The organism is Hwanghaeella sp., assembly GCF_965227365.1.
Classification (GTDB): domain Bacteria; phylum Pseudomonadota; class Alphaproteobacteria; order UBA8366; family Aestuariispiraceae; genus Hwanghaeella.
The window spans coordinates 264,847-283,084 of the sequence record NZ_OZ245754.1 but is presented as its reverse complement, the minus strand read 5'-3'; the positions used below and the strand labels follow the sequence as shown (position 1 = coordinate 283,084).

The 18,238-nt window shown below is 59.9% G+C and carries 15 protein-coding genes; 6 read left to right on the top strand and 9 right to left on the bottom strand.

The genetic code is table 11. The features are described from left to right. Nucleotides 1-26 precede the first annotated feature (26 nt). From ACQK2G_RS01235 to ACQK2G_RS01225, 3 genes are all read right to left on the bottom strand, one after another. Nucleotides 27-779, bottom strand: a complete 753-nt coding sequence (locus tag ACQK2G_RS01235) for a 4Fe-4S dicluster domain-containing protein (RefSeq protein ID WP_425403190.1) — start codon at nucleotides 777-779, stop codon at nucleotides 27-29. After that, complete coding sequence (locus ACQK2G_RS01230; RefSeq protein ID WP_425403189.1) at nucleotides 779-3,778, bottom strand: molybdopterin oxidoreductase family protein; 3,000 nt, start codon at nucleotides 3,776-3,778, stop codon at nucleotides 779-781. The genes ACQK2G_RS01235 and ACQK2G_RS01230 overlap by 1 nt, the downstream gene beginning before the upstream one ends. Before the next feature lie 132 nt (nucleotides 3,779-3,910). Beyond that, nucleotides 3,911-4,813, bottom strand: coding sequence for a TauD/TfdA dioxygenase family protein (locus ACQK2G_RS01225; protein ID WP_425403188.1), 903 nt, complete (start codon nucleotides 4,811-4,813; stop codon nucleotides 3,911-3,913). Nucleotides 4,814-5,028: 215 nt separating this feature from the next. Here ACQK2G_RS01225 and ACQK2G_RS01220 point away from each other — a divergent pair, with 215 nt between their 5' ends. Next, entirely contained in the window at nucleotides 5,029-7,077 is a 2,049-nt protein-coding gene (locus ACQK2G_RS01220) for an FAD-dependent oxidoreductase (protein WP_425403187.1), read from the top strand. Nucleotides 7,078-7,092: 15 nt separating this feature from the next. On the opposite strand, the gene ACQK2G_RS01215 is transcribed toward ACQK2G_RS01220, so the two are convergent. Together ACQK2G_RS01215 and ACQK2G_RS01210 are read right to left on the bottom strand one after the other, a co-directional pair. Next, nucleotides 7,093-7,578 (bottom strand): methyltransferase family protein, encoded by a 486-nt coding sequence (locus ACQK2G_RS01215; RefSeq protein WP_425403186.1) that lies wholly within the window; start codon nucleotides 7,576-7,578, stop codon nucleotides 7,093-7,095. 28 nt (nucleotides 7,579-7,606) lie between these two features. Then, nucleotides 7,607-8,554 carry a LysR family transcriptional regulator gene (locus tag ACQK2G_RS01210; RefSeq protein ID WP_425403185.1) on the bottom strand — a complete coding sequence of 316 codons (948 nt, stop codon included), beginning with the start codon at nucleotides 8,552-8,554 and terminating at the stop codon, nucleotides 7,607-7,609. Between the two features lie 149 nt (nucleotides 8,555-8,703). Here ACQK2G_RS01210 and ACQK2G_RS01205 point away from each other — a divergent pair, with 149 nt between their 5' ends. From ACQK2G_RS01205 to ACQK2G_RS01185, 5 genes are read left to right on the top strand one after another with little or no spacing between them, the layout of a single operon-like run. Further along, nucleotides 8,704-9,894 (top strand): CaiB/BaiF CoA transferase family protein, encoded by a 1,191-nt coding sequence (locus tag ACQK2G_RS01205; protein ID WP_425403184.1) that lies wholly within the window; start codon nucleotides 8,704-8,706, stop codon nucleotides 9,892-9,894. Continuing rightward, entirely contained in the window at nucleotides 9,891-10,835 is a 945-nt protein-coding gene (locus ACQK2G_RS01200; protein ID WP_425403183.1) for a hydroxymethylglutaryl-CoA lyase, read from the top strand. The genes ACQK2G_RS01205 and ACQK2G_RS01200 overlap by 4 nt, the downstream gene beginning before the upstream one ends. 49 nt (nucleotides 10,836-10,884) lie before the next feature. Further along, nucleotides 10,885-11,892 (top strand): TRAP transporter substrate-binding protein DctP, encoded by a 1,008-nt coding sequence (gene dctP / locus ACQK2G_RS01195; protein ID WP_425403182.1) that lies wholly within the window; start codon nucleotides 10,885-10,887, stop codon nucleotides 11,890-11,892. Between the two features lie 12 nt (nucleotides 11,893-11,904). Continuing rightward, nucleotides 11,905-12,429 carry a TRAP transporter small permease gene (locus ACQK2G_RS01190; protein WP_425403181.1) on the top strand — a complete coding sequence of 175 codons (525 nt, stop codon included), beginning with the start codon at nucleotides 11,905-11,907 and terminating at the stop codon, nucleotides 12,427-12,429. A gap of 19 nt (nucleotides 12,430-12,448) precedes the next feature. Beyond that, nucleotides 12,449-13,735, top strand: a complete 1,287-nt coding sequence (locus tag ACQK2G_RS01185) for a TRAP transporter large permease (protein WP_425403180.1) — start codon at nucleotides 12,449-12,451, stop codon at nucleotides 13,733-13,735. A gap of 267 nt (nucleotides 13,736-14,002) precedes the next feature. Here the strand turns inward: ACQK2G_RS01185 and ACQK2G_RS01180 are convergent, their stop codons facing one another. The 4 genes from ACQK2G_RS01180 to ACQK2G_RS01165 all read right to left on the bottom strand — a co-directional run bounded on the left by ACQK2G_RS01180 (nucleotide 14,003) and on the right by ACQK2G_RS01165 (nucleotide 18,238). Then, nucleotides 14,003-15,229 (bottom strand): serine hydrolase domain-containing protein, encoded by a 1,227-nt coding sequence (locus ACQK2G_RS01180; protein WP_425403179.1) that lies wholly within the window; start codon nucleotides 15,227-15,229, stop codon nucleotides 14,003-14,005. Between the two features lie 93 nt (nucleotides 15,230-15,322). Then, a complete protein-coding gene (locus ACQK2G_RS01175; RefSeq protein WP_425403178.1) occupies nucleotides 15,323-16,360 on the bottom strand; it encodes an extracellular solute-binding protein in 1,038 nt (345 codons plus the stop codon). Nucleotides 16,361-16,449: 89 nt separating this feature from the next. After that, a complete protein-coding gene (locus ACQK2G_RS01170) occupies nucleotides 16,450-17,286 on the bottom strand; it encodes an ABC transporter permease (protein WP_425403177.1) in 837 nt (278 codons plus the stop codon). Further along, nucleotides 17,279-18,238: an ABC transporter permease gene (locus ACQK2G_RS01165; RefSeq protein WP_425403176.1), complete on the bottom strand. Its 960-nt coding sequence runs from the start codon at nucleotides 18,236-18,238 to the stop codon at nucleotides 17,279-17,281. The genes ACQK2G_RS01170 and ACQK2G_RS01165 overlap by 8 nt, the downstream gene beginning before the upstream one ends.

The window sequence follows — 18,238 nt, the reverse complement described above, 5'->3', positions numbered from 1 at the left end:
TGGCACATAGTCAAAATTCCGAGGCTCTAGCGGCTGAGAACACGGTCGACGAGACGGGCCAGGAAACCGGCACCGTCCAAATCCCCGTCTTTCGGCAGAAGCTGGTTTGCCGCACCGATATCGGCCGCGTCCTTCTTCTTGGGACGTGGCGGCAGATACCGGTTCACCGGCTTGCAATCCTGTTCGGGCATCAAGGCATAACCGCCCCGCGCTGCCGAAAGTTTCGACACTTCGCTCTCGGGATCGCCAAGGTCACCGAAATGACGCGCGCCGGCCGGACAGGTCGAAACACAGGCCGGCACACGGCTCTCGGGCCGCAAAGTCTCGTTGTAGATCTTGTCGATACAGAGCGTGCATTTCTTCATGACGCCGGCGGATTCGTCATATTCCCGCGCACCGTAGGGGCAGGCCCAGGAACAGAGCTTGCAGCCGATGCAGGTATCCGCATTGACCAGCACGATCCCATCCTCTTCCCGCTTGTAGCTCGCGCCGGTCGGACAAACCGTCACACAGGGTGCGGCCTCGCAGTGTAGGCAGGATTTCGGGAAATGAACGGTTCGACCGGCACCGTCGTCTTCGCGGACTTCGAATGTATGGATACGGTTGAACCAGACCCCGGCCGGATCCCCGCCGTAGGGGTTTTTATCCGTCAACGGCGCGCTGTGGCCGGAGGTATTCCATTCCTTGCAGTTCACCGCGCAAGCATGGCAGCCGACGCAAATGTCCAGATCAATGACCAGGCCGAGCTTCTTCTCGGTAGCAGTTGGCAAACTCGTCATTAATGGCCGCCCTTCGGGCCATTGCCCGCATTGTTGCCATGACCGTCGGCAATACCCGGAATGTTTCGCGACGCTTCCCTACGGTTTCCGATCCATTCGGCCATTGTCAGGCCGTCGTTCCGTCCCTCTTTCCGGAACTGGGCACCATAGGTCAACTCGTCACTCGGCGCGGGCCCCGGTCCGCTCGGCGGCGGCGGTTGCGCGGCGAATCCGGGCTCAGTCAATCCGGCCTCCTCCGGCAGGCATTTTTCCACGCGGACCCGCAGATCGAACCATGCGGCCTGCCCGGTCACCGGATCGGAATTCGAATACCGCAATCCGTCATCCTGGGCGGGCAGCAGTTCGGAAATGATATGGTTCAACAGAAAACCCTTATTGGATTCCGGGGCATCGACGCTAAGACGCCAGGCGCCCTTCCGCTTGCCGATCGCGTTCCAGGTCCAAACCGTGTCGGCGTTCACGCCGCTCATCAGTTTGACTTGCCCCTTTACCCGGCCCGCATGGCTGATGACCCAGACCCAGTCTTCGTCCTCGACCCCCATTTCGGCGGCAGTCTCTTCATTGATATACAGACGGTTCCTCGCCGTGATCTGACGCAGCCAGGCATTTTGCGAGCCCCAGGAATGATACATCTGCATCGGCCGTTGGGTCAGCGCATGCATCGGGTAGGCTTCCGTGTCCACCGCCGCCTCCTCGAACGGCATGTACCAGATCGGCAGCGGATCAAAATAGGTATCGACGCGATTGCGGTGCTCGTCGGGCGGCTGCAAAGGCCCGTGACCGCGCGCGGCCAGGCGGAACTTTTGCAGCGGTTCGGAATAGAGCTGCAGCACGATCTGCTCCGCATTGGGTATCCACCCCATGCCGACGGCATAATCCAGATATCCTTGATTGGCGTGCTTGAAATACTGGTGCTCCAACGGCAGTTCCTCGCTCCAGAAACAGCCGTTCTCGATATAGCGCTGCAACTGATCCTCATTGACCGCACCACGGCCATGGGAGTCACCGTCCTCGCCGCGCCAACCGGCCAGCGGCCCGATCCCCGGCAATCGTTCGTGATTGACGATATAGTCAGGGTAGCCGCCCGGATATTTTGCCTCGCCGTCGGTACCGACAAACCCCGGCAGCCCCAGTCGCGCACCGAGATCGATCAGCACATCCTGAAAGGGGCGGACATCGCGGTTCGGCTTTACCACCGGCTGGCGGATCGCGTCGCCCGGTCCATGGGCGGACGAAATCGGCCGATCCAGAAGCGAAATGCAATCCCAACGTTCAAGATAGGTCGTGTCCGGCAGGATCAGATCGGCATAGGGAATCATCTCGGAGTAATACGCGTCCGAATAGATTATTTTCGGAATTTTGTATTCGCCGGTATTCGGATCTTTGTCGGTCAGGTAGTGCAGCGTACCCGGGACGTTCATGGACGAATTCCAGGCCATGTTCGCCATATACATGAACAGTACGTCTACGCCGTACGGGTCTTTTTTCCACGCATTGTGTATAACCATATGCATCAGCCCGTGGGCGGATAGCGGATGTTCCCAGCTATAGGCCTTGTCGATGCGCTTCGGCGTGCCGTCATCCTCGACCAGAAGGTCCTCAGGTCCAGTCGGGTTGCCAAGCGGCATACCGCCCAGCGGCGTATTCGGATGCCATTCCTTGCCGGCGGGTTTAGGGCCGGGCGGAATCGGTCGCGGAAACGGCGCCTTGTAACGCCAACCGCCGGGACAATCGATCGATCCCAGCAGGACCTGCAACAGATGGATCGACCGACAGGTATGGAATCCGTTGGAATGGGCGGAAATCCCACGCATGCCATGCATCGAGATCGGCCTGCCGATCATCCGGTCGTGCTTGCGTCCGGCCCAATCGGTCCAGGGCTGTTCTATGACGACTTCTTCCGAAAAAGCCGTATGGGCCAATTCGGCTGCGATCCGCCGTATCGTCTCGGCCGAGACACCCGTCCGTTCCGCGACAGCGTCGGGTGCAAATTGCGGGTCCAGATATCGCTGGGCGAGCAGTTCGAAGGACGGCACGGCCCTGCGTCCGTCCGACAGGGTCCTGCGGCCGGCAAGGACGGGTTTTGCCTCGGCGGACAAGGCGTTCACGGCCTCGTTCTTTTCCCCGTCCCAGCACAGCGGATTGCCATCTTCGTCCCGCGCGATCAGGCCGTCATCGGCACCGCCGGGATTGTCGATGACAAGCCAGGTCGCGTTTGTGTAGCGGGCCAGGAACTCAAGATCGACATTTTCGGTCCGCAGCAATTCATGAACCAGCGACAAGGCGAGCAAACCGTCCGTCCCCGGCCGAATGCCGATCCACTCATCGGCGATAGCCCCATAACCGGACCGGACCGGATTGACGGCCACGAACTTGGCATCGCCCCGCGTTTTCAACTTTCCCAGACCAATCTTGATCGGATTGGAATCGTGGTCCTCCGCGACCCCCCACATCATGAAATATTTGGTGTGATCCCAGTCCGGTTCGCCGAACTCCCAGAAGGCTCCGCCCAACGTATACAAGCCCGCGGCGGCCATGTTCACCGAGCAAAACCCGCCATGCGCCGCGAAATTGGGGGTCCCGAACTGGGCCGCCCACCAACCTGTCAAAGACTGGCTTTGATCACGACCCGTAAAGAATGCCAGCTTTTTGGGATCGGTCCGACGAACCTCACCCAGCCAATCCTGGGCAAGCGACAGGGCCTCTTCCCATTCGATTTCCTTGAATTCGCCCGCACCGCGTTCACCGACGCGCAGCAACGGCTTGGTCAGCCGTGCGGGCGAGTTGTGGTTCATGATGCCGGCGGATCCCTTGGCGCAGAGCACGCCCTTGTTCACCGGATGGTCCGGATTGCCCTCGATGTAGCGAACGCTGCCATCCTTCAGATAGACCCGTATGCCGCAACGGCAGGCGCACATGTAACAGGTGGTGGTCTTGATCTCATCCGCTTCCTTTGGCGACAGCATCACCTGCTCGCGCTTCCATTCGAACGGATTCATACCTTAACTCCACTCTGAAACTGTTTGCCGGCATTGATATCCGGCTTCGGATTGAGACGCCCCTGACCAGGGGCCGGGATTCGGGCGGCCAGCCTGATGCGGATGAGTATGCTTGTCCAGCCTGACCAGCGCTTAGGCTTGCGCGTATGCCTTCGGCGCACCGGATCCCTGAATCTGCGTGCGCCACATCAGCCGCGTATGCGCCGGGTCGAAACTGTCCCGCCGGTGCATGGTAATGCGATTATCCCAAAGCAGCACGTCGTTCACCTGCCAGACGTGTTCATAAGTGTTTTCCGGCAAAGTCGCGTATCCCCAGAGCTTGTCGAGCAAGGCCTCCGACTCGTCGAGATCATAGCCCTCCACATAGGATTGTCTGCGACGGCCGAGATAGAGCGCCGGCCGGCCGGTTTCCGGGTGCCGGATGACGGCAGGGTGGAACGTTCCCGTCGTCTTGCGCGGGTCCGAATGTTCGACCATCCCCTGCCGTACATAGCCACCGGAATTGTAGGTCGCATCATGTTTGATCCGAAGCCTACCCGCCAATGCCTTCAGGTCTTCCGGCAGCGCGTCATAGGCCGCCATCATTGAACACAAGAAGGTATTCCCCCCGGTCGGGGGAACTTCCCGCGCATACAGCATCGACGCATCGGGCGGCGACGGCAGATAGGACATGTCGGTGTGCCAGACGGCTTCCCCATTCCCCAACGCACCCATTGGTTTGCCTTCCCTGTCCATCAAATTCGTGATCAGGTAGATTTCGGGGAAACCCTCGATCGCGGTCCGGCCGACCTGTGTCAGCGGCGCATGATCCAGCGTGCCGAGGCGGCCGGAGAAACCAACGAGATCTTCCACGGCCAATTCCTGTTCGCGCATCAGCAAGCCGCCATATTTTCCGAATGCCGCCATGAGAACCGAGAATTGCTCATCCGTCGCGGCGGCGAGGTCGATTCCGTCGATCCGGCAGCCGACATTGGCGGCCAAGGGAGACAGGCTCAGGCCGCATGACGCGGCGCGGTCATCCAGGGATGCAGTCATATCGGTTTCCTTCCCGCTGGCAGTCCGTTCAAACCGTCGAAATTCAGTGATTTTCTTGTCTCCATTATCGACCGAGGACCCACGCCAGGGCAAGCGCGACTATGCCGTCTTCAAAGGTGAATAGCCCCTATCCAGCTTTTTCTCCTTCCCGGCGGGAACAGGTTTGATACGCTCAAGACCGCACAATTCGACTGACACTTGCGCCGGATTCAATCATGCAGGCGATTGCACCCTCCAAAGCCCAGACCGATCCCTTGCTGCAACCCTTTCGATTGAAGCATCTGACGCTTCGGAACCGGGTCATGTCGACCAGTCATGCCTGTGGATTGGGCGATGCGGACGGAATGCCCGGGGAGACCTATCAGCGTTACCACGAAGAAAAGGCCAAGGGCGGTTTGGCGCTGACCATGTTCGGCGGGTCCTCTTATATCAGTCCCGACTCAACCTGGGCTTCAGGCCAGTTGAATGTCGGTACCGATAAGGTGATCCCCTTTCTGCAGGACTTCGCGGATCGTATCCATCGCCACGGCGCCGCGATCATGATCCAGATCACGCATCTCGGGCGCCGGGGCGAATCCAATACCCAGAACTGGCTGCCAACGATCGCGCCCTCCCCGATCCGGGAAGCCCTGCACCGGACAATCCCAAGGGAGATGGACCGCAACGACATCGATCGTGTCGTCAAAGCGTTCGGGGACGCCGCCTACCGATGCCGCGAGGGCGGTTTGGACGGGTTGGAGACCATGATGCAGGGGCATCTGATCGGCCAGTTCATGTCGCCGGCGACCAACCGACGGACAGACGAGTTCGGCGGATCCGTCGAAAATCGCTGCCGGTTCGCCTTGATGGTTCATGAGGAGATCCGGAACCGCGTCGGGGACGATTTTATCGTCGGCATGCGCTATGGCATTGACGAGGCGATGCAGGGCGGCATGGATTTCGAGGAATGCCTTCAAGCCGCCAGGGTCCTGGAGCGGTCGGGCTTGCTCGACTTTTTCAACGCGAATTACGGCCGCATCGACAAAATGATGGAAATGGCCGAGCAATGCATGCCCGGCATGTCCATGCCGATCGCCCCCTGGCTGGAAAAGGCAGGCGCCTTCAAACGCGAAATCGGTTTGCCGGTATTCCACGCCGCGCGGATCACCGATCTGGCGACCGCCCGGCATGCAATTCGCGACGGTCTGTTGGACATGGTCGCGATGACCCGCGCCCATATCGCCGACCCGCAAATCGTCAATAAACTCACCCGTGGTGAGGAGGATCGCATCCGCCCCTGTGTCGGCGCGACCCACTGTATGGGGGCGAACCGCCCGACCTGTCTGCACAATCCCGCATCAGGTCGCGACAGGTTCTGGCCGCAGGTAATTGAAAAGACCGATGGCCCGATCAGGAAAGTCGTCATCATCGGTGCGGGGCCATCCGGACTGGAAGCCGCCCGTGTCAGCGCCGAGCGGGGACATGACGTCATCCTGTTCGAGGCCGCGGAAAAACCGGGCGGCCAGCTGCGCATGGCCACAGCGGCGAGCTGGCGCAAGGATGTCACCGGTATCATCGAGTGGCGGGTTTCGGAACTGGAGAAACTGGGCGTCGACCTCCGTACGGGCATCTACGCAGAAGCCTTGGATATTCTGGCTGAGTCCCCCGATGTAGTGATTATCGCTACCGGGGGCGTTCCGGATCTGGACGGTTTGGAAGGGGCCGAACTGTGCACCAGCCCTTGGGATATTCTGACCGGCACAGCGACGTCGGGCGAGACCGCCGTCATCTATGACGGGACAGGCCGGCACCCCGCCCCAACGGTTGCCGAATTTCTAGCCCGACAAGGAAAGAGTGTGGATCTGGTCATGCTTGACGATGTCCCCGGCAAGGAATTGGACTACGCCGAGCAAGCAGCGTGGAAAAAACGCATCGCGCAGGAGCATATCCCGACCCATGCCGAATACGGACTGCGCGCCGTCTCGCGCGAAGGCAACGGCCTCTCCGCCGTCTTCACCCACGAATTGACGGGCGAGGAAATGCGCATCCACTGCGACACGGTGATCGTCGAAAACGGGACAATGCCGGCGGACGAGGTGTATCAGGAATTGCGCGCTGCCTCAGCGAATGACGGCTATTTGGATTTGGATGCCTTGCTCGCCGGCGAACCACAGCCGAGCCTGGACCGCGATGGTGTTTCCCTGTTCAGAATCGGCGATGCCGCGTCGAGCCGCAACGTCGCCGCGGCCATGTTCGACGCCTTGCGGCTATGCTCCCGATTGTAACTTTTCTCAATACTGTCAAATCCAGCGCCGGACCTTGCGCTTGTAGTCCAGATAGGCTTCTCCGAACTTTGCCTCCAGATAGCGCTCTTCCCGCCGGATTACATAGTATTGCACGACGGTCATGCTGAGGATTACAGCGACCGCCCCGGCCAGGCTGGCCGCGGCGACGGCGACACCGATCTGCCCGATCGCCATGCCAAGATACATTGGGTTTCGGCTATGGGAATAGATCCCGGACGTAACGATGGCGGAGGTCGGTTTCCACGGCTCGACATGGGTGCCGACCGCGAAATGATCGGCGCCGGCGATAATGACAAGGACAATACCGACGGCGAGCAGCGAACCGCCGGTCACCATCGCCGCCGTCGATGCCCATTCGCCGTCGAGCCAGGGAGAATCTATCCAAAGTCCAAGCCCCAGGAAGGCCAAGAAGATCAACGGCGGCGGCACCCGCACCCCGGCATGATCCGGCTCCTTCCCACCCGGTTCGTTCTGGTTCATGGCGCCGTCCTCGTTTTGTGGCCGAAAATCATGACGACGATTCCTTCATGGACTTGGCCGGAACGGCGTCCCAAATGCCCTCTTCGATTGCATGCAGCGCTAGATTTATCGTCAGGTTCCTTACCGTCTCCAAGGCGAATGTCACCGGGCGTTCCGCCAGTTCACACATATACAGGGTGCGGGATAGTTCGGGTTCGATTATCGGCCTTGCGGTCAACGCGCCGCTTTCCAGATGTTCGTTCATGATCAGGCGCGTTGCGATCGCGCAGCCCAGGCCCGCCTGCAAGGATCCTCCAATCGCGTATACCGAGTTCATCTGAAAGCGCGCCTTGGTTTCGAGCCGCTTCAACAAAGCGGCATCATCGATCAAGGCCCGTGTTGAAAGCCCCTGACGCAGAATGATGAGCGGAAGTTCGAGCATTTCGTCGAACCGTATTGGTGCTTCCGTATCGCCCAGCATTTCCGGTCTGCCGATACAGACCATCCCTTCCTCCAGCACCGCTTGCGTCCGTAGTGCGGAATCCTGCGGCGGGTTGTAGACCATCGCAAGGTCGACCTCGGATTCCATCAAATGCATAAGGGTCGACCCGGACAGGCTTTCGGACAGGGAAAGCCGAAGTTTGGGATAATCGGCGACCACGCGCTGGAACAGGGTGACACCGATGGCCTTCACGGCGGAGTAAGCCAGCCCGATGGAAACATCTCCTGCAATTTCCCGCCCCGCATCCCGGATGTCGGCTTCAGCCGCCGCGATGGACCGAAGGATGGATTTCGCATGGTCGTACAGCCGATGCCCCGCCGCGGTCGGCATCATCCCCCGTGGCTTGCGGACGAATAGTTCAGTACCCAGGTCCGCTTCCAGATTGGCCAGATGATGGCTCAAAGCCGACACCGCCACCCGCACCTGGCCCGCCGCCTGGGTCAAGGTACCGTTCTCGTAGATCGCCGTGAAATACGTCAACTGTTTCGCATTCATGGGTCGGCACCGATTTCAAATTTTTAGAAACTTATCTTCCAATCATTATAATTTTCTGACCCCTCGGGCAAATGTAGCATGCAGCATCGATCAACGGGCGGCCTGGAATCCACCCGAGAACCAATTACCCGGAGGAGTGTTTTTTCGTCATGACCGAGCCGTTCCGCCCTCTGGAAGGCATTACCGTGGTTGAGATGAGCCATATGATCATGGGCCCGTCCTGCGGCATGTTCCTCGGCTTCCTCGGCGCCACCGTGATCAAGGTCGAACCACCCGACGGCGACAAGACACGTCATCTGACCGGGATGGGCCGCGGATTTTTCCCGACATTCAACCGCGGAAAACAGTCAATCACGCTCGATCTGAAGGCCGAGGAAGGCCGGAAGGCATTGAGCCGGCTGTTGGAAACCGCCGATGTATTCGTCGAAAATTTCAGGGACTCCTCGCTGGCCAAAATGGGCTTCGCGCCGGAGGACCTGCAGCAGCGCTACCCCCGGCTGATCGTCACCTCCTGCAAGGGCTTCCTGCACGGCCCCTATCGCAATCGCACCGCCTTGGACGAAGTCGTGCAAATGATGACCGGCATGGCGCATATGACGGGCCCGTCCGGCCGCCCGTTGCGGATCGGGTCTTCCGCCAACGATATCATGGGCGGATTGTTCGGGGCGTTGTCGGTTTTGGGTGCCCTGCTTGAACGGAAGGAAAGCGGCAAGGGCCGTGCTATCCGCGTCGGGCTATTCGAAAACTGCCTGCTTCTGGTCGCCCAGCACATGGTGCAATACGACATTGAAGGCACGGAAGCGCCACCGATGCCGGAGCGCAATTTTTCCTGGCCGGTCTACGATATCTTTGAAACCGCAGACGGCCGGCGCATCTTCGTCAGCTCCGTTACCGACAGCCAATGGGACACGCTGTGCGGCCTGCTGGGCCTGCAATCCCTGATCGACGACCCCGGCCTTCAGAACAAGATGGATCAGATCAACGCCCGCAGCCGCACCATACCAATCTTCGCGGAGGCGATCCGCGATTGGCGTTATGACGACCTGGCGAAAAAGCTGGAGGAAACGGGACTGGCATACGCGCCGGTATCACGCCCGATCGAAATGTATGACGATCCCCATGTGAACCGGCCCGGCGGTCTGCTCGAATCGAGAATGCCGGAAGGCGGCAGCTTCCGCGCCCCCGGCTTGCCGTTGGACATCGACGGCGCGCCCTTGCCTGTGAGCAATATGGACCTTGCCGCGGTTGGCGAAGACACCGAGGCCGTCCTCTCCGGTCTAGGCATGTCCCCGGCGGAAATAGAAGCGGCGAGAGGCAAGAGCATGGAGAAAGCGTCATGAACAAGCTGTCCCAGATCTACCCCAATGACCGAGTGACATTACGCGATGTCAGCCTTCGGGACGGCCTTCAATTGGTTCGAGAAGTACCCTCGACCGAGAGCAAGATCGAATGGATGCGCGGTGAATACGCCGCCGGCGTCCGGCACTTCGAGCTCGGTTCCTTCCTGCCGGCGACGCGCATGCCGCAATTTGCCGATATTCGCGATATGATTACCGCCGCCTCCGCGCTCGAGGGCGCCCATTCCGCCGCCCTTGCCTTGAACGATCGCGGCGCGACGGACGCGATCCAGACCGATGTCGGCGAAATCGTCTGCGTGGTTTCCGCGACAGAGGAACACAGCAACGCCAATGCGCGACGGTCTCGCGCCGAAGCGATCGAGCTGGTGCGCCGGACGGCCGAACTTGCGCGGGCATCCGATCGTCGACCGCTTGTCAGCGTCGGCATTGCGATGGCCTTTGGTTGTTCCATAGCAGGGGAAGTGTCCCAGGATGAGGTCCTGCGCCTGGCCGAAGCCATATTCGAAGCGGGAGCCGATATCGTGGGGATAGCCGATACGGTTGGCTTCGCTGGTCCGGCACAAATACAAAGCCTGTGTGAAAAAATGACGGTCCTGTGTGGCGATCGCCCCCTGAACGTTCACCTGCACGACACGCGTGGGATGGGCGTTGCGAATGCGGCGGCGGCGCTGGATGCGGGCGCACGCATTCTGGACGGCTCCCTTGGCGGTTTGGGTGGCTGCCCCTTCGCCCCCGGCGCGTCTGGCAATGTGGTGATGGAAGACCTCGTCTTCCTTTGCGAAAGCAAGGGTTTCAGGACGGGTATCGACCTGGACGCCTTGATCGCCGTCCGAGAAATTCCGCAGCGGGAGATGCCCGGAGAACCGCTTCACGGCGCGATTGCACGCGCCGGGTTGCCGCCCATGGTCGAATGGCGGCGCTGATAAAACAGAAAGACGACCAAAACCAACCTGTCAGGATCGGGAGGAAAGAATGATCGACATCAGGAGAACTTTGACCGCTGCGGCCTCGGCTCTTGCCTTAACGACGGCAGCCGCGGCTATTCCAACCACCGCTTCGGCGGCGGAGGTCATGCGCTGCAGCCATCAATTGCCGCCGGCGCATCATATCGCCAAGGTCATCGACCGCTGGGCCGAAGAGGTCGAGTCCCAGTCCGGCGGCGAGCTGGACGTTCAGATTTTCGGCGCGAACAGCCTGGTCGGGGCGAAGGAGAATATCGTCGCGACCGCCAAGGGCGATATCGAATGCGCCTTTTCGGTCAGTTTCCAGTGGGGCAAGACCCTACCGATCATGACGGTGACGGTCGCGCCCTTCGCCTTTGGCGATCTGGACATGTGGCGCAAGTGGCCGGAGTCGGACGCTGCGGCCTTCCTGACCGAAAAGCTGCGCGAAAAGGGCGTGCAGAACACCGTTTGGCTGTTCACCACCAACACTTCCGTCTTCACCTCGAACGGCTCCTTCCTGGTGAAGCCGGAAGACTTCAAAGGCGTGAAAATCCGTGGCCTCGTACCAGCCTTCAACAAATCGCTGGAAGCGCTTGGCGCGGCGCCGTCCTCCATGTCCGGCTCGAAAGTCTATCAGGCCCTGGCGACCGGCGTCATCGATGCCGGGTTGACCGACGCGGCGGCAGCGGTTTCCCGTAAATACTACGAAGTTCAGGATCACTTCACCGTCGTTCCGGTGATCAGCGTCTATTTCCACGGCTACCTCAATCCGGGTTTCTATGACGGATTGTCCGACAACGCGAAGAAGGCGCTGGACGCAGCCGGAAAGAAAGCCGCCATGTGGGCCATCGAAGCCTCCGACGAGGCGGGGTCTGCGGCGCCGGACCAACTGCGGGAAAAAGGTGTGAATGTCCATGTCGCGACCGATGCCGAGGTCAAGGCGCTTGAAGCCATCATGCGTCCCGCCTTCGACGAAGCGTTTTCCGGTGACGATCCGGACAGCCAGAAAATGGTCGAGTTGATCGGCAAGATGTAAGGATCCGTTGTCGTGAAAACCGATCCCGATGGGGAGGGAGCCGAAAGGGCTTCCTCCCCCGCTTCGAAAGTGACGACACCGATCGTCTGGCTCGGCGGCGCGTTCAGCACGGTCTTGATTCTGGTGGCCTTCGTGTTGACCGTTTATGCCGTGTTCAACCGTTACGTCCTGAACGCACCCTTGCTCTGGGCTGACGAGTTGATCGGTTACTGCCTGGTCGCCATCGTCATGTTCGGCGCAGCCGAAGCCTATCGGCGGAACGATCACATTGCGATTGATCTGCTGTCGGGGAAGGCGTCGGGCAAAGCCAGAACTGCCCTGGCCATCATAAGCGACCTTTCAGTTCTGACCTTCGCCGCGGTGTTGGGATTGAGCACCTGGGAAGCGATTACCTTCGCCTATTCCTTCGGCTCGTATTCTTCCGGCTATATCGAAATCGCGACCTGGATCCCGCAATCCCCGTTACTGGTGGGAGCCGCATTGCTTGCCCTGGCCGCCGTTGAAAAGCTGATCGGCCGCCTCGCTAACCGGTCGTGACCGGAAAGGCCCGTCCACCATGACGATGTTTTTAGTTTTTAGCGGATTGATCGTGTTGCTGTTGATGGGCATGCCGGTCTTCGCAGCCCTTGGCATCGCCGCCACGACAATCCTGATGCTATCCGAAGGAAGCATTTCAAGCGTTGCCGATACCGTCTACGCCCATTTGGATCGCTCCATCCTGACGACGATCCCCCTTTTCGTCTTCATGGCGCAGGTCATGATCCACGCCAAGGTGATCGACGATCTTTACGACATGGCCCATACCTTGGTCGGTCACGTGAAAGGGGGGCTGGGCGTCGCCACGGTCCTGTCCTGCACGATCTTCGCGGCGATTTCCGGTTCGTCCGTGGCCACAGCGCTCAGCATCGGATCCAGCGCCATTCCCCAAATGAAACGCTTCGGTTATCCCGAGCGGAGCGCTTTGGGCGTAATCGCAGCAGGCGGCACGCTGGGTATTCTCATTCCACCTTCCGGACCGATGATCCTGTACGCGATCGTCTCGGAAGTTTCCATCGGCGCCCTGTTTCTGGCGGGGATCGTGCCGGGCCTGCTAATGGCGCTTGTCTTCTCCGCCTTCTGCATCGTTCAGGCTCGGGCCCGATCGGACCTCTCCGCGCCCGCATGGGCCGGTTGGGACAAGGTTTCCGCCGCCTTCAAACGATCCTTCTGGGCGGTAATGGCGCCGCCGGTCGTCATGGGCGGTATCTATTTCGGCGTCTTCACCGCGTCCGAGGCCGCCGCCGCCGGATCCCTCTATGCCATCCTGGTCGCGCGCTTCGTCTATGGTCGGTTGACCCTGCGTGGCTTGTACGATTGCGCCTATAAGAGCATGAGGACATCGATGATGGTCTTCATGATTATCGCTGCGGCGGCAATGTTCGGCCACGCAATCACCATCATCCGTTTGCCCTACGGCATAACCGAAGCGGTCGCCGGCATGGGCTTGGGTCCCTACGCCTTCATTCTGATCGTCATGGCGATGATTTTCGTGATGGGCATGTTCTTCGAAGCCATCGCGATCATCCTGATTACCACGCCGATCCTGCTGCCCACGATGATCGCTTTGGATATCGATTTGGTCTGGTACGGCATTCTTCTGATGATCAATCTGGAATTGGCGATGATTACGCCGCCGGTCGGCATGAACTTGTTCGTCATCAAAGGCATCACGGATGCACCGCTGGTGGATGTGGTACGGGGAGCGGCCCCCTACGTGGCGCTGATGCTCTTCGGCCTGGCCGTCCTGATGTTCGTCCCCGACATCGCCACATGGCTTCCCTATTCCGCAGGGTTCGGTCGGTAGACCAGCACTGGAACGGAGAAGGGCGGCCGGGATTGCCCCGGGCCGCCCTTTCCATCACATAAAGCAGAGGTTTACTTCTGCAGTTCCGTCCAGATCGCGGTGTAGAGATCGCGGGCCGACGGCGGGCAGGTCGGGATGAATTGACCGGCCGAAACCAGTTCCTTCGGCGCAACGATTTCCGGACGGTAAACACGAAAGCGGAATTTGCGGTTTCCATGATCCTGTGGGCATTCCTAGCCCGTACCCCCGGTATCGGGCCCATCCCATTTAAAGGCTGTCGCGGATCGCCTCGATCATGCGCATTTCATACTGGCCGAACGTCGGGATCAAATAGTCCGGCCAAGTCGACAGTTTCACCGCGACAAACCGGTTGTCGGGGTCGATATAGAGCAACTGTCCGAATACGCCGCGCGCCATGAAGTCACCGCGTCCAAGGTCGCGAATCCACCAATGCCGGCGATAAGCGCCATTCGGGGAAAGATCGGTATAAGGGGCCCCAAACTTGTCCGCCTCGCCGCGACGCAGCGACTCAACCCAAGTTTCGGGAACCACCTGTCTATCTCCCACCTTTCCGCCTTCCGCCATCATCAGCGCGAAACGGGCATAGTCACGCAAGGTGGCATTGAAACCGCCATCGGCCAAAGCGGTTCCCGCCGCGTCGACGGTGAAAAACGCCTCCGTCTCCGCCCCGATTCGGGACCAGATACGGTCGGAAATCAGCTGCGCGAGCGACGCCCCCGTCACGCGTTCAGCCACCCAGGCAGCCACATCCGTCTCGATCGAGCGGTATTCGAAAATCACACCGTGGTCCCGAACCTTGGGCAGAGTCAGGATGACGTCTCGGATAGTCGGGCGTATTTCCCCCTTGCGGGCAGGGCGCCAACCGCTGGCGATATCGATCCGGGTCATGTCGGAGCCCGGAATGCCGTAGTCCTCGGTGAACCGGACGCCGGACTGCATATCAAGCACGTGGTTGAGGGTCGCGTCCTTGTAGCCGCAGCGCTTCAGCTCAGGCACCAGATCACCGAGCGGCGCGCCCAGGTCGAGAACACCGTCCGCATGCAGGATGCCGATCAGGGCGCCAACGACCGACTTCGCGACCGATTGTGACAGATGCGGCGTCGCCGGGGACATGTCGTTGAAATAGGATCCTGTCAGGACCTTCCCTTTGTGAAGAACAAGGAAGGCATCCGTATAGGTGTCGGACAAACACTGCGCGACCGTCTTCTCGCCTCCCTCAGGGGCTTCAAAGCGGAAATCATCGAACGGCCGCAGCGCTTGCGGCAGATCGAAGACAGGACCGTCGCCGCGGTTGATACCAACGGTCGGAAAAAGGCTTCTGATGTTCTGGAAAGACCAACGGTTGAACGGCGGAAGATCCCAGTTCTCAAGCGTCGGCCGTTTCTCCGGAGGCGGCGGGAACCCTTGCATGATACCGAGTTCGCGGGCAGTGCGCGGCCTGTCATGTCCGACTGTCGAGGCAGCACGAGACATGGATTCCCCTCCCGTTCGTTAATGGTAGATGCAGCGGCCAGAACCGAAACAGCAGTCTGTTCGCGGTTCTGGCCGGGCATATAGGAATCGTTGCTACTTCTGCAGTTCCGTCCAGATCGCGGTGTACAGCTTCTGTACTTCAGGCGAGCAGGTCGGCACGAATTGACCGGCAGAGATGAACTCTTCCGGAATGATCACTTCCGGCGCCGTCTTCATGTCGTCCGGCATGAACTCTTCCGAGCCTTCGATCCCGTTGGCATAACGCGCGAATTCGGAGATCAGCGCCGCGTTTTCCGGCAGCATGATGAAGTTCAGGAACTTCTTGGCGTTCTCCACATTCTGGGCGTCCTTTAGGATCGCGACGCTGTCCATCCAAAGCGAATAGCCCTCACGCGGGTAGCCGTATTTCACGTCCGGGTTCTTCAGGCGCGCACGGAAGGCGGCACCGTTCCAGTATAGCGACGCGGCAAGGTCGCCGGCGGCGATCTTTTCAATCACGCCATATTCCATCGAAAGCCATTTCGGCTTGGCCGCCAGCAGGACGTCGCGCGCCTTCTTCAGGGCTGCCTTGTCATCCGTGCAGGGCTGGCTGCCGATATAGCGCAGGACCGTACCCATGACGTCGCCCATTTCCGGCGCGACGTTGATCTTGCCGACCAATTCTTCGGGCGGATCGAAGATGATCGCCGATGTGTTGATGTCGCCGTCATAGACTGCCGTATCGACCATGACGCCGACGCTGCCCCACTGCCACGGAACCGTATAATGGCGGTTCGGATCCCAGTCGACATCCTGCCAGATCTTCTTCACATGCTTGAAATTCGGCATCTGGTCCGGGCGCGATTCCAGCAGCAGGCCTTCACGAATCCAGATCGGCACATAGCTGGAGGACGGGACCACCATGTCGAACCCGTGGCCGCCGGCCTTGACCTTGGCGAGTGCGGAATCGTTGTCGTCATAACCGGTGATGTTGACCTTGATACCGGTTTCGGCCTCGAACTTCTCGATCAGCTTGGGGTTCGTGTAGTTTCCCCAGTTGAAGAAGTTCAATTCTCCTTGGGCGGAAGCGGATCCACCGCCCCCGACCATCATTGCCACGCCAACCGCGGCAGCGAGTAGTGCTTTCTTCATTTTATGCTCCTTACCTTCCCTGTTGTTACCGGATGACCAGTTCATCCGGATCTGTGGTCAGTTCGTCACACGACGCCGGCACAAGGCAGTTACTTGAAACGTCTGTTGATCAGGAACAGCAACGTGACGATCAGGACCGAAATACCCAGCAGCACCGAGGAAATCGCGTTCACCTCAGGCGTGATAACGCGGCGCAACTGACCCAGCATGTAGGTCGGCAGCGTATCCTGCCCAGACGATTTCACGAATTCCGTAATGACGACATCATCGAGAGAGATGATAAAGGCCAGCATCGCACCCGCCAGGATGCCGGGCCAAAGTAGGGGCAGCGTCACCCGCCGGAAGGCCCTCCACGGCGTAGCGTAGAGGTCGGCCGCGGCGGTCTCAAGCGTCGTGTCCATGCCTTCCAGGCGTGCGCGGATAGGCAGATAGGCGAACGGGATGCAGAAGGCGGTATGGGCGATGATGAGGTATCCCAGCCCGTGATACCCGGTCGCCGCCTTGATGGTCGCGAACACGATCAGCAGCGCCACGGCAGTGACGATTTCCGGCACCATCAGCGGCTGATTGATCATCGCATAGACCGCCGTGTAGCCCTTGTAGGGTCTCGTCCGGGTCGTTCCGAGGGCCGCCATGGTCGCTAGTATGGTAGAGAAGAAAGACGCCGCGGCGGCCAGCACGAGGGAACGGATTGTTGCGTCTTGAACAGCCTCGTTATCCCAGGCCGAAATATACCAGCGAAGCGAAAAACCTTCCCAAAAAGCGAGTGAAGTACCTGCGTTGAAGGAATAGAATACCAGCGGCAGAAGCGGCGCGTAGAGCAGCGCGAAGCAGATCACCGCCATCGCCGTAAAGCCGGGCAATGTAGTGATCGAGAATGGTTTGCGGCGGCGTCTTATCAAGCGGGTATTTGCGACGTCAGCCATGCTTGCTCTCCACCTTGCCGACGCGGCGGACATAGAACAGCAGCGCGATCATGACGATAGCCAGCAAGGTGAGCGACAGGGCGGAGCCCAGCGGCCAGTTGCGTCCCTGCCCGAACTGCAGCGCGATCAGGTTGCCCAGCATCATGTTTTTACCGCCGCCAAGAATGCGCGGCGTGACATAGGCGCCGAGCGACGGGATGAAAACCAGGATCGAGCCGGCGACGATCCCCGGCTTCACCATCGGAATAATGATGCGGCGAAGGACCTTCAGCCGTGTCGCATAGAGATCGTACCCCGCCTCAACCAGCCGGAAGTCGAACTTTTCCATCGAAGCATAGATCGGCAGCACCATCAGCGGCAGGTAGACATAGGTCATCCCCACCATGATCGCGAAATCGGTGAACAGCATCTGGATCGGCTCGTCAATCACACCCAGGGCCATCAGCGCGGTGTTGATCAGGCCCTGGTTGCGGATGACTTCCATCACCGCGAAGGTGCGGATCAACAGGTTGGTCCAGAACGGGATGGTGATCAGGAACAGCCAGAGATTACGGGCCGAGGGCGGACGCGTCGCGATGAAGTAAGCGGTCGGGAAGCCCAGGATCAGACAGGTCAACGTCGTCTGCACGGACAGATTAACCGACCGCCACAGGATCGACAGGTGGGCGTCCGCGACAGACAGCGTGTCGTCGAATATGTCGCGCTGCAGGAAGACGTTGAACCAGCCTTCGGTCGAAATTTCCCAGGCGACCCCGCCGTAATTGCCAGCCTTCAGGAAGGAATAGATGATCATCACGAGCAGCGGCCCGGAGGCAGCAAAGAACAGCACGATCAGTGCCGGCGTGTTCAACAACCACTTGGCTCGGATTTCCCGCCGCCGTGCTTCCTCGACCAGACTGGTCGCGTCCGTTACGCCGGTACGGCCCGGTCGGTTTGTCGTCACCTCACTCAT

Coding starts and splice junctions, on each gene's coding strand:
- ACQK2G_RS01165 (WP_425403176.1), bottom strand. CDS start 18,238: ATGAGTGAGGTGACGACAAACCGACCGGGCCGTACCGGCGTAACGGAC.
- ACQK2G_RS01180 (WP_425403179.1), bottom strand. CDS start 15,229: ATGTCTCGTGCTGCCTCGACAGTCGGACATGACAGGCCGCGCACTGCC.
- ACQK2G_RS01210 (WP_425403185.1), bottom strand. CDS start 8,554: ATGAATGCGAAACAGTTGACGTATTTCACGGCGATCTACGAGAACGGT.
- ACQK2G_RS01185 (WP_425403180.1), top strand. CDS start 12,449: ATGACGATGTTTTTAGTTTTTAGCGGATTGATCGTGTTGCTGTTGATG.
- ACQK2G_RS01175 (WP_425403178.1), bottom strand. CDS start 16,360: ATGAAGAAAGCACTACTCGCTGCCGCGGTTGGCGTGGCAATGATGGTC.
- dctP (WP_425403182.1), top strand. CDS start 10,885: ATGATCGACATCAGGAGAACTTTGACCGCTGCGGCCTCGGCTCTTGCC.
- ACQK2G_RS01230 (WP_425403189.1), bottom strand. CDS start 3,778: ATGAATCCGTTCGAATGGAAGCGCGAGCAGGTGATGCTGTCGCCAAAG.
- ACQK2G_RS01205 (WP_425403184.1), top strand. CDS start 8,704: ATGACCGAGCCGTTCCGCCCTCTGGAAGGCATTACCGTGGTTGAGATG.
- ACQK2G_RS01200 (WP_425403183.1), top strand. CDS start 9,891: ATGAACAAGCTGTCCCAGATCTACCCCAATGACCGAGTGACATTACGC.
- ACQK2G_RS01225 (WP_425403188.1), bottom strand. CDS start 4,813: ATGACTGCATCCCTGGATGACCGCGCCGCGTCATGCGGCCTGAGCCTG.
- ACQK2G_RS01235 (WP_425403190.1), bottom strand. CDS start 779: ATGACGAGTTTGCCAACTGCTACCGAGAAGAAGCTCGGCCTGGTCATT.
- ACQK2G_RS01220 (WP_425403187.1), top strand. CDS start 5,029: ATGCAGGCGATTGCACCCTCCAAAGCCCAGACCGATCCCTTGCTGCAA.
- ACQK2G_RS01215 (WP_425403186.1), bottom strand. CDS start 7,578: ATGAACCAGAACGAACCGGGTGGGAAGGAGCCGGATCATGCCGGGGTG.
- ACQK2G_RS01170 (WP_425403177.1), bottom strand. CDS start 17,286: ATGGCTGACGTCGCAAATACCCGCTTGATAAGACGCCGCCGCAAACCA.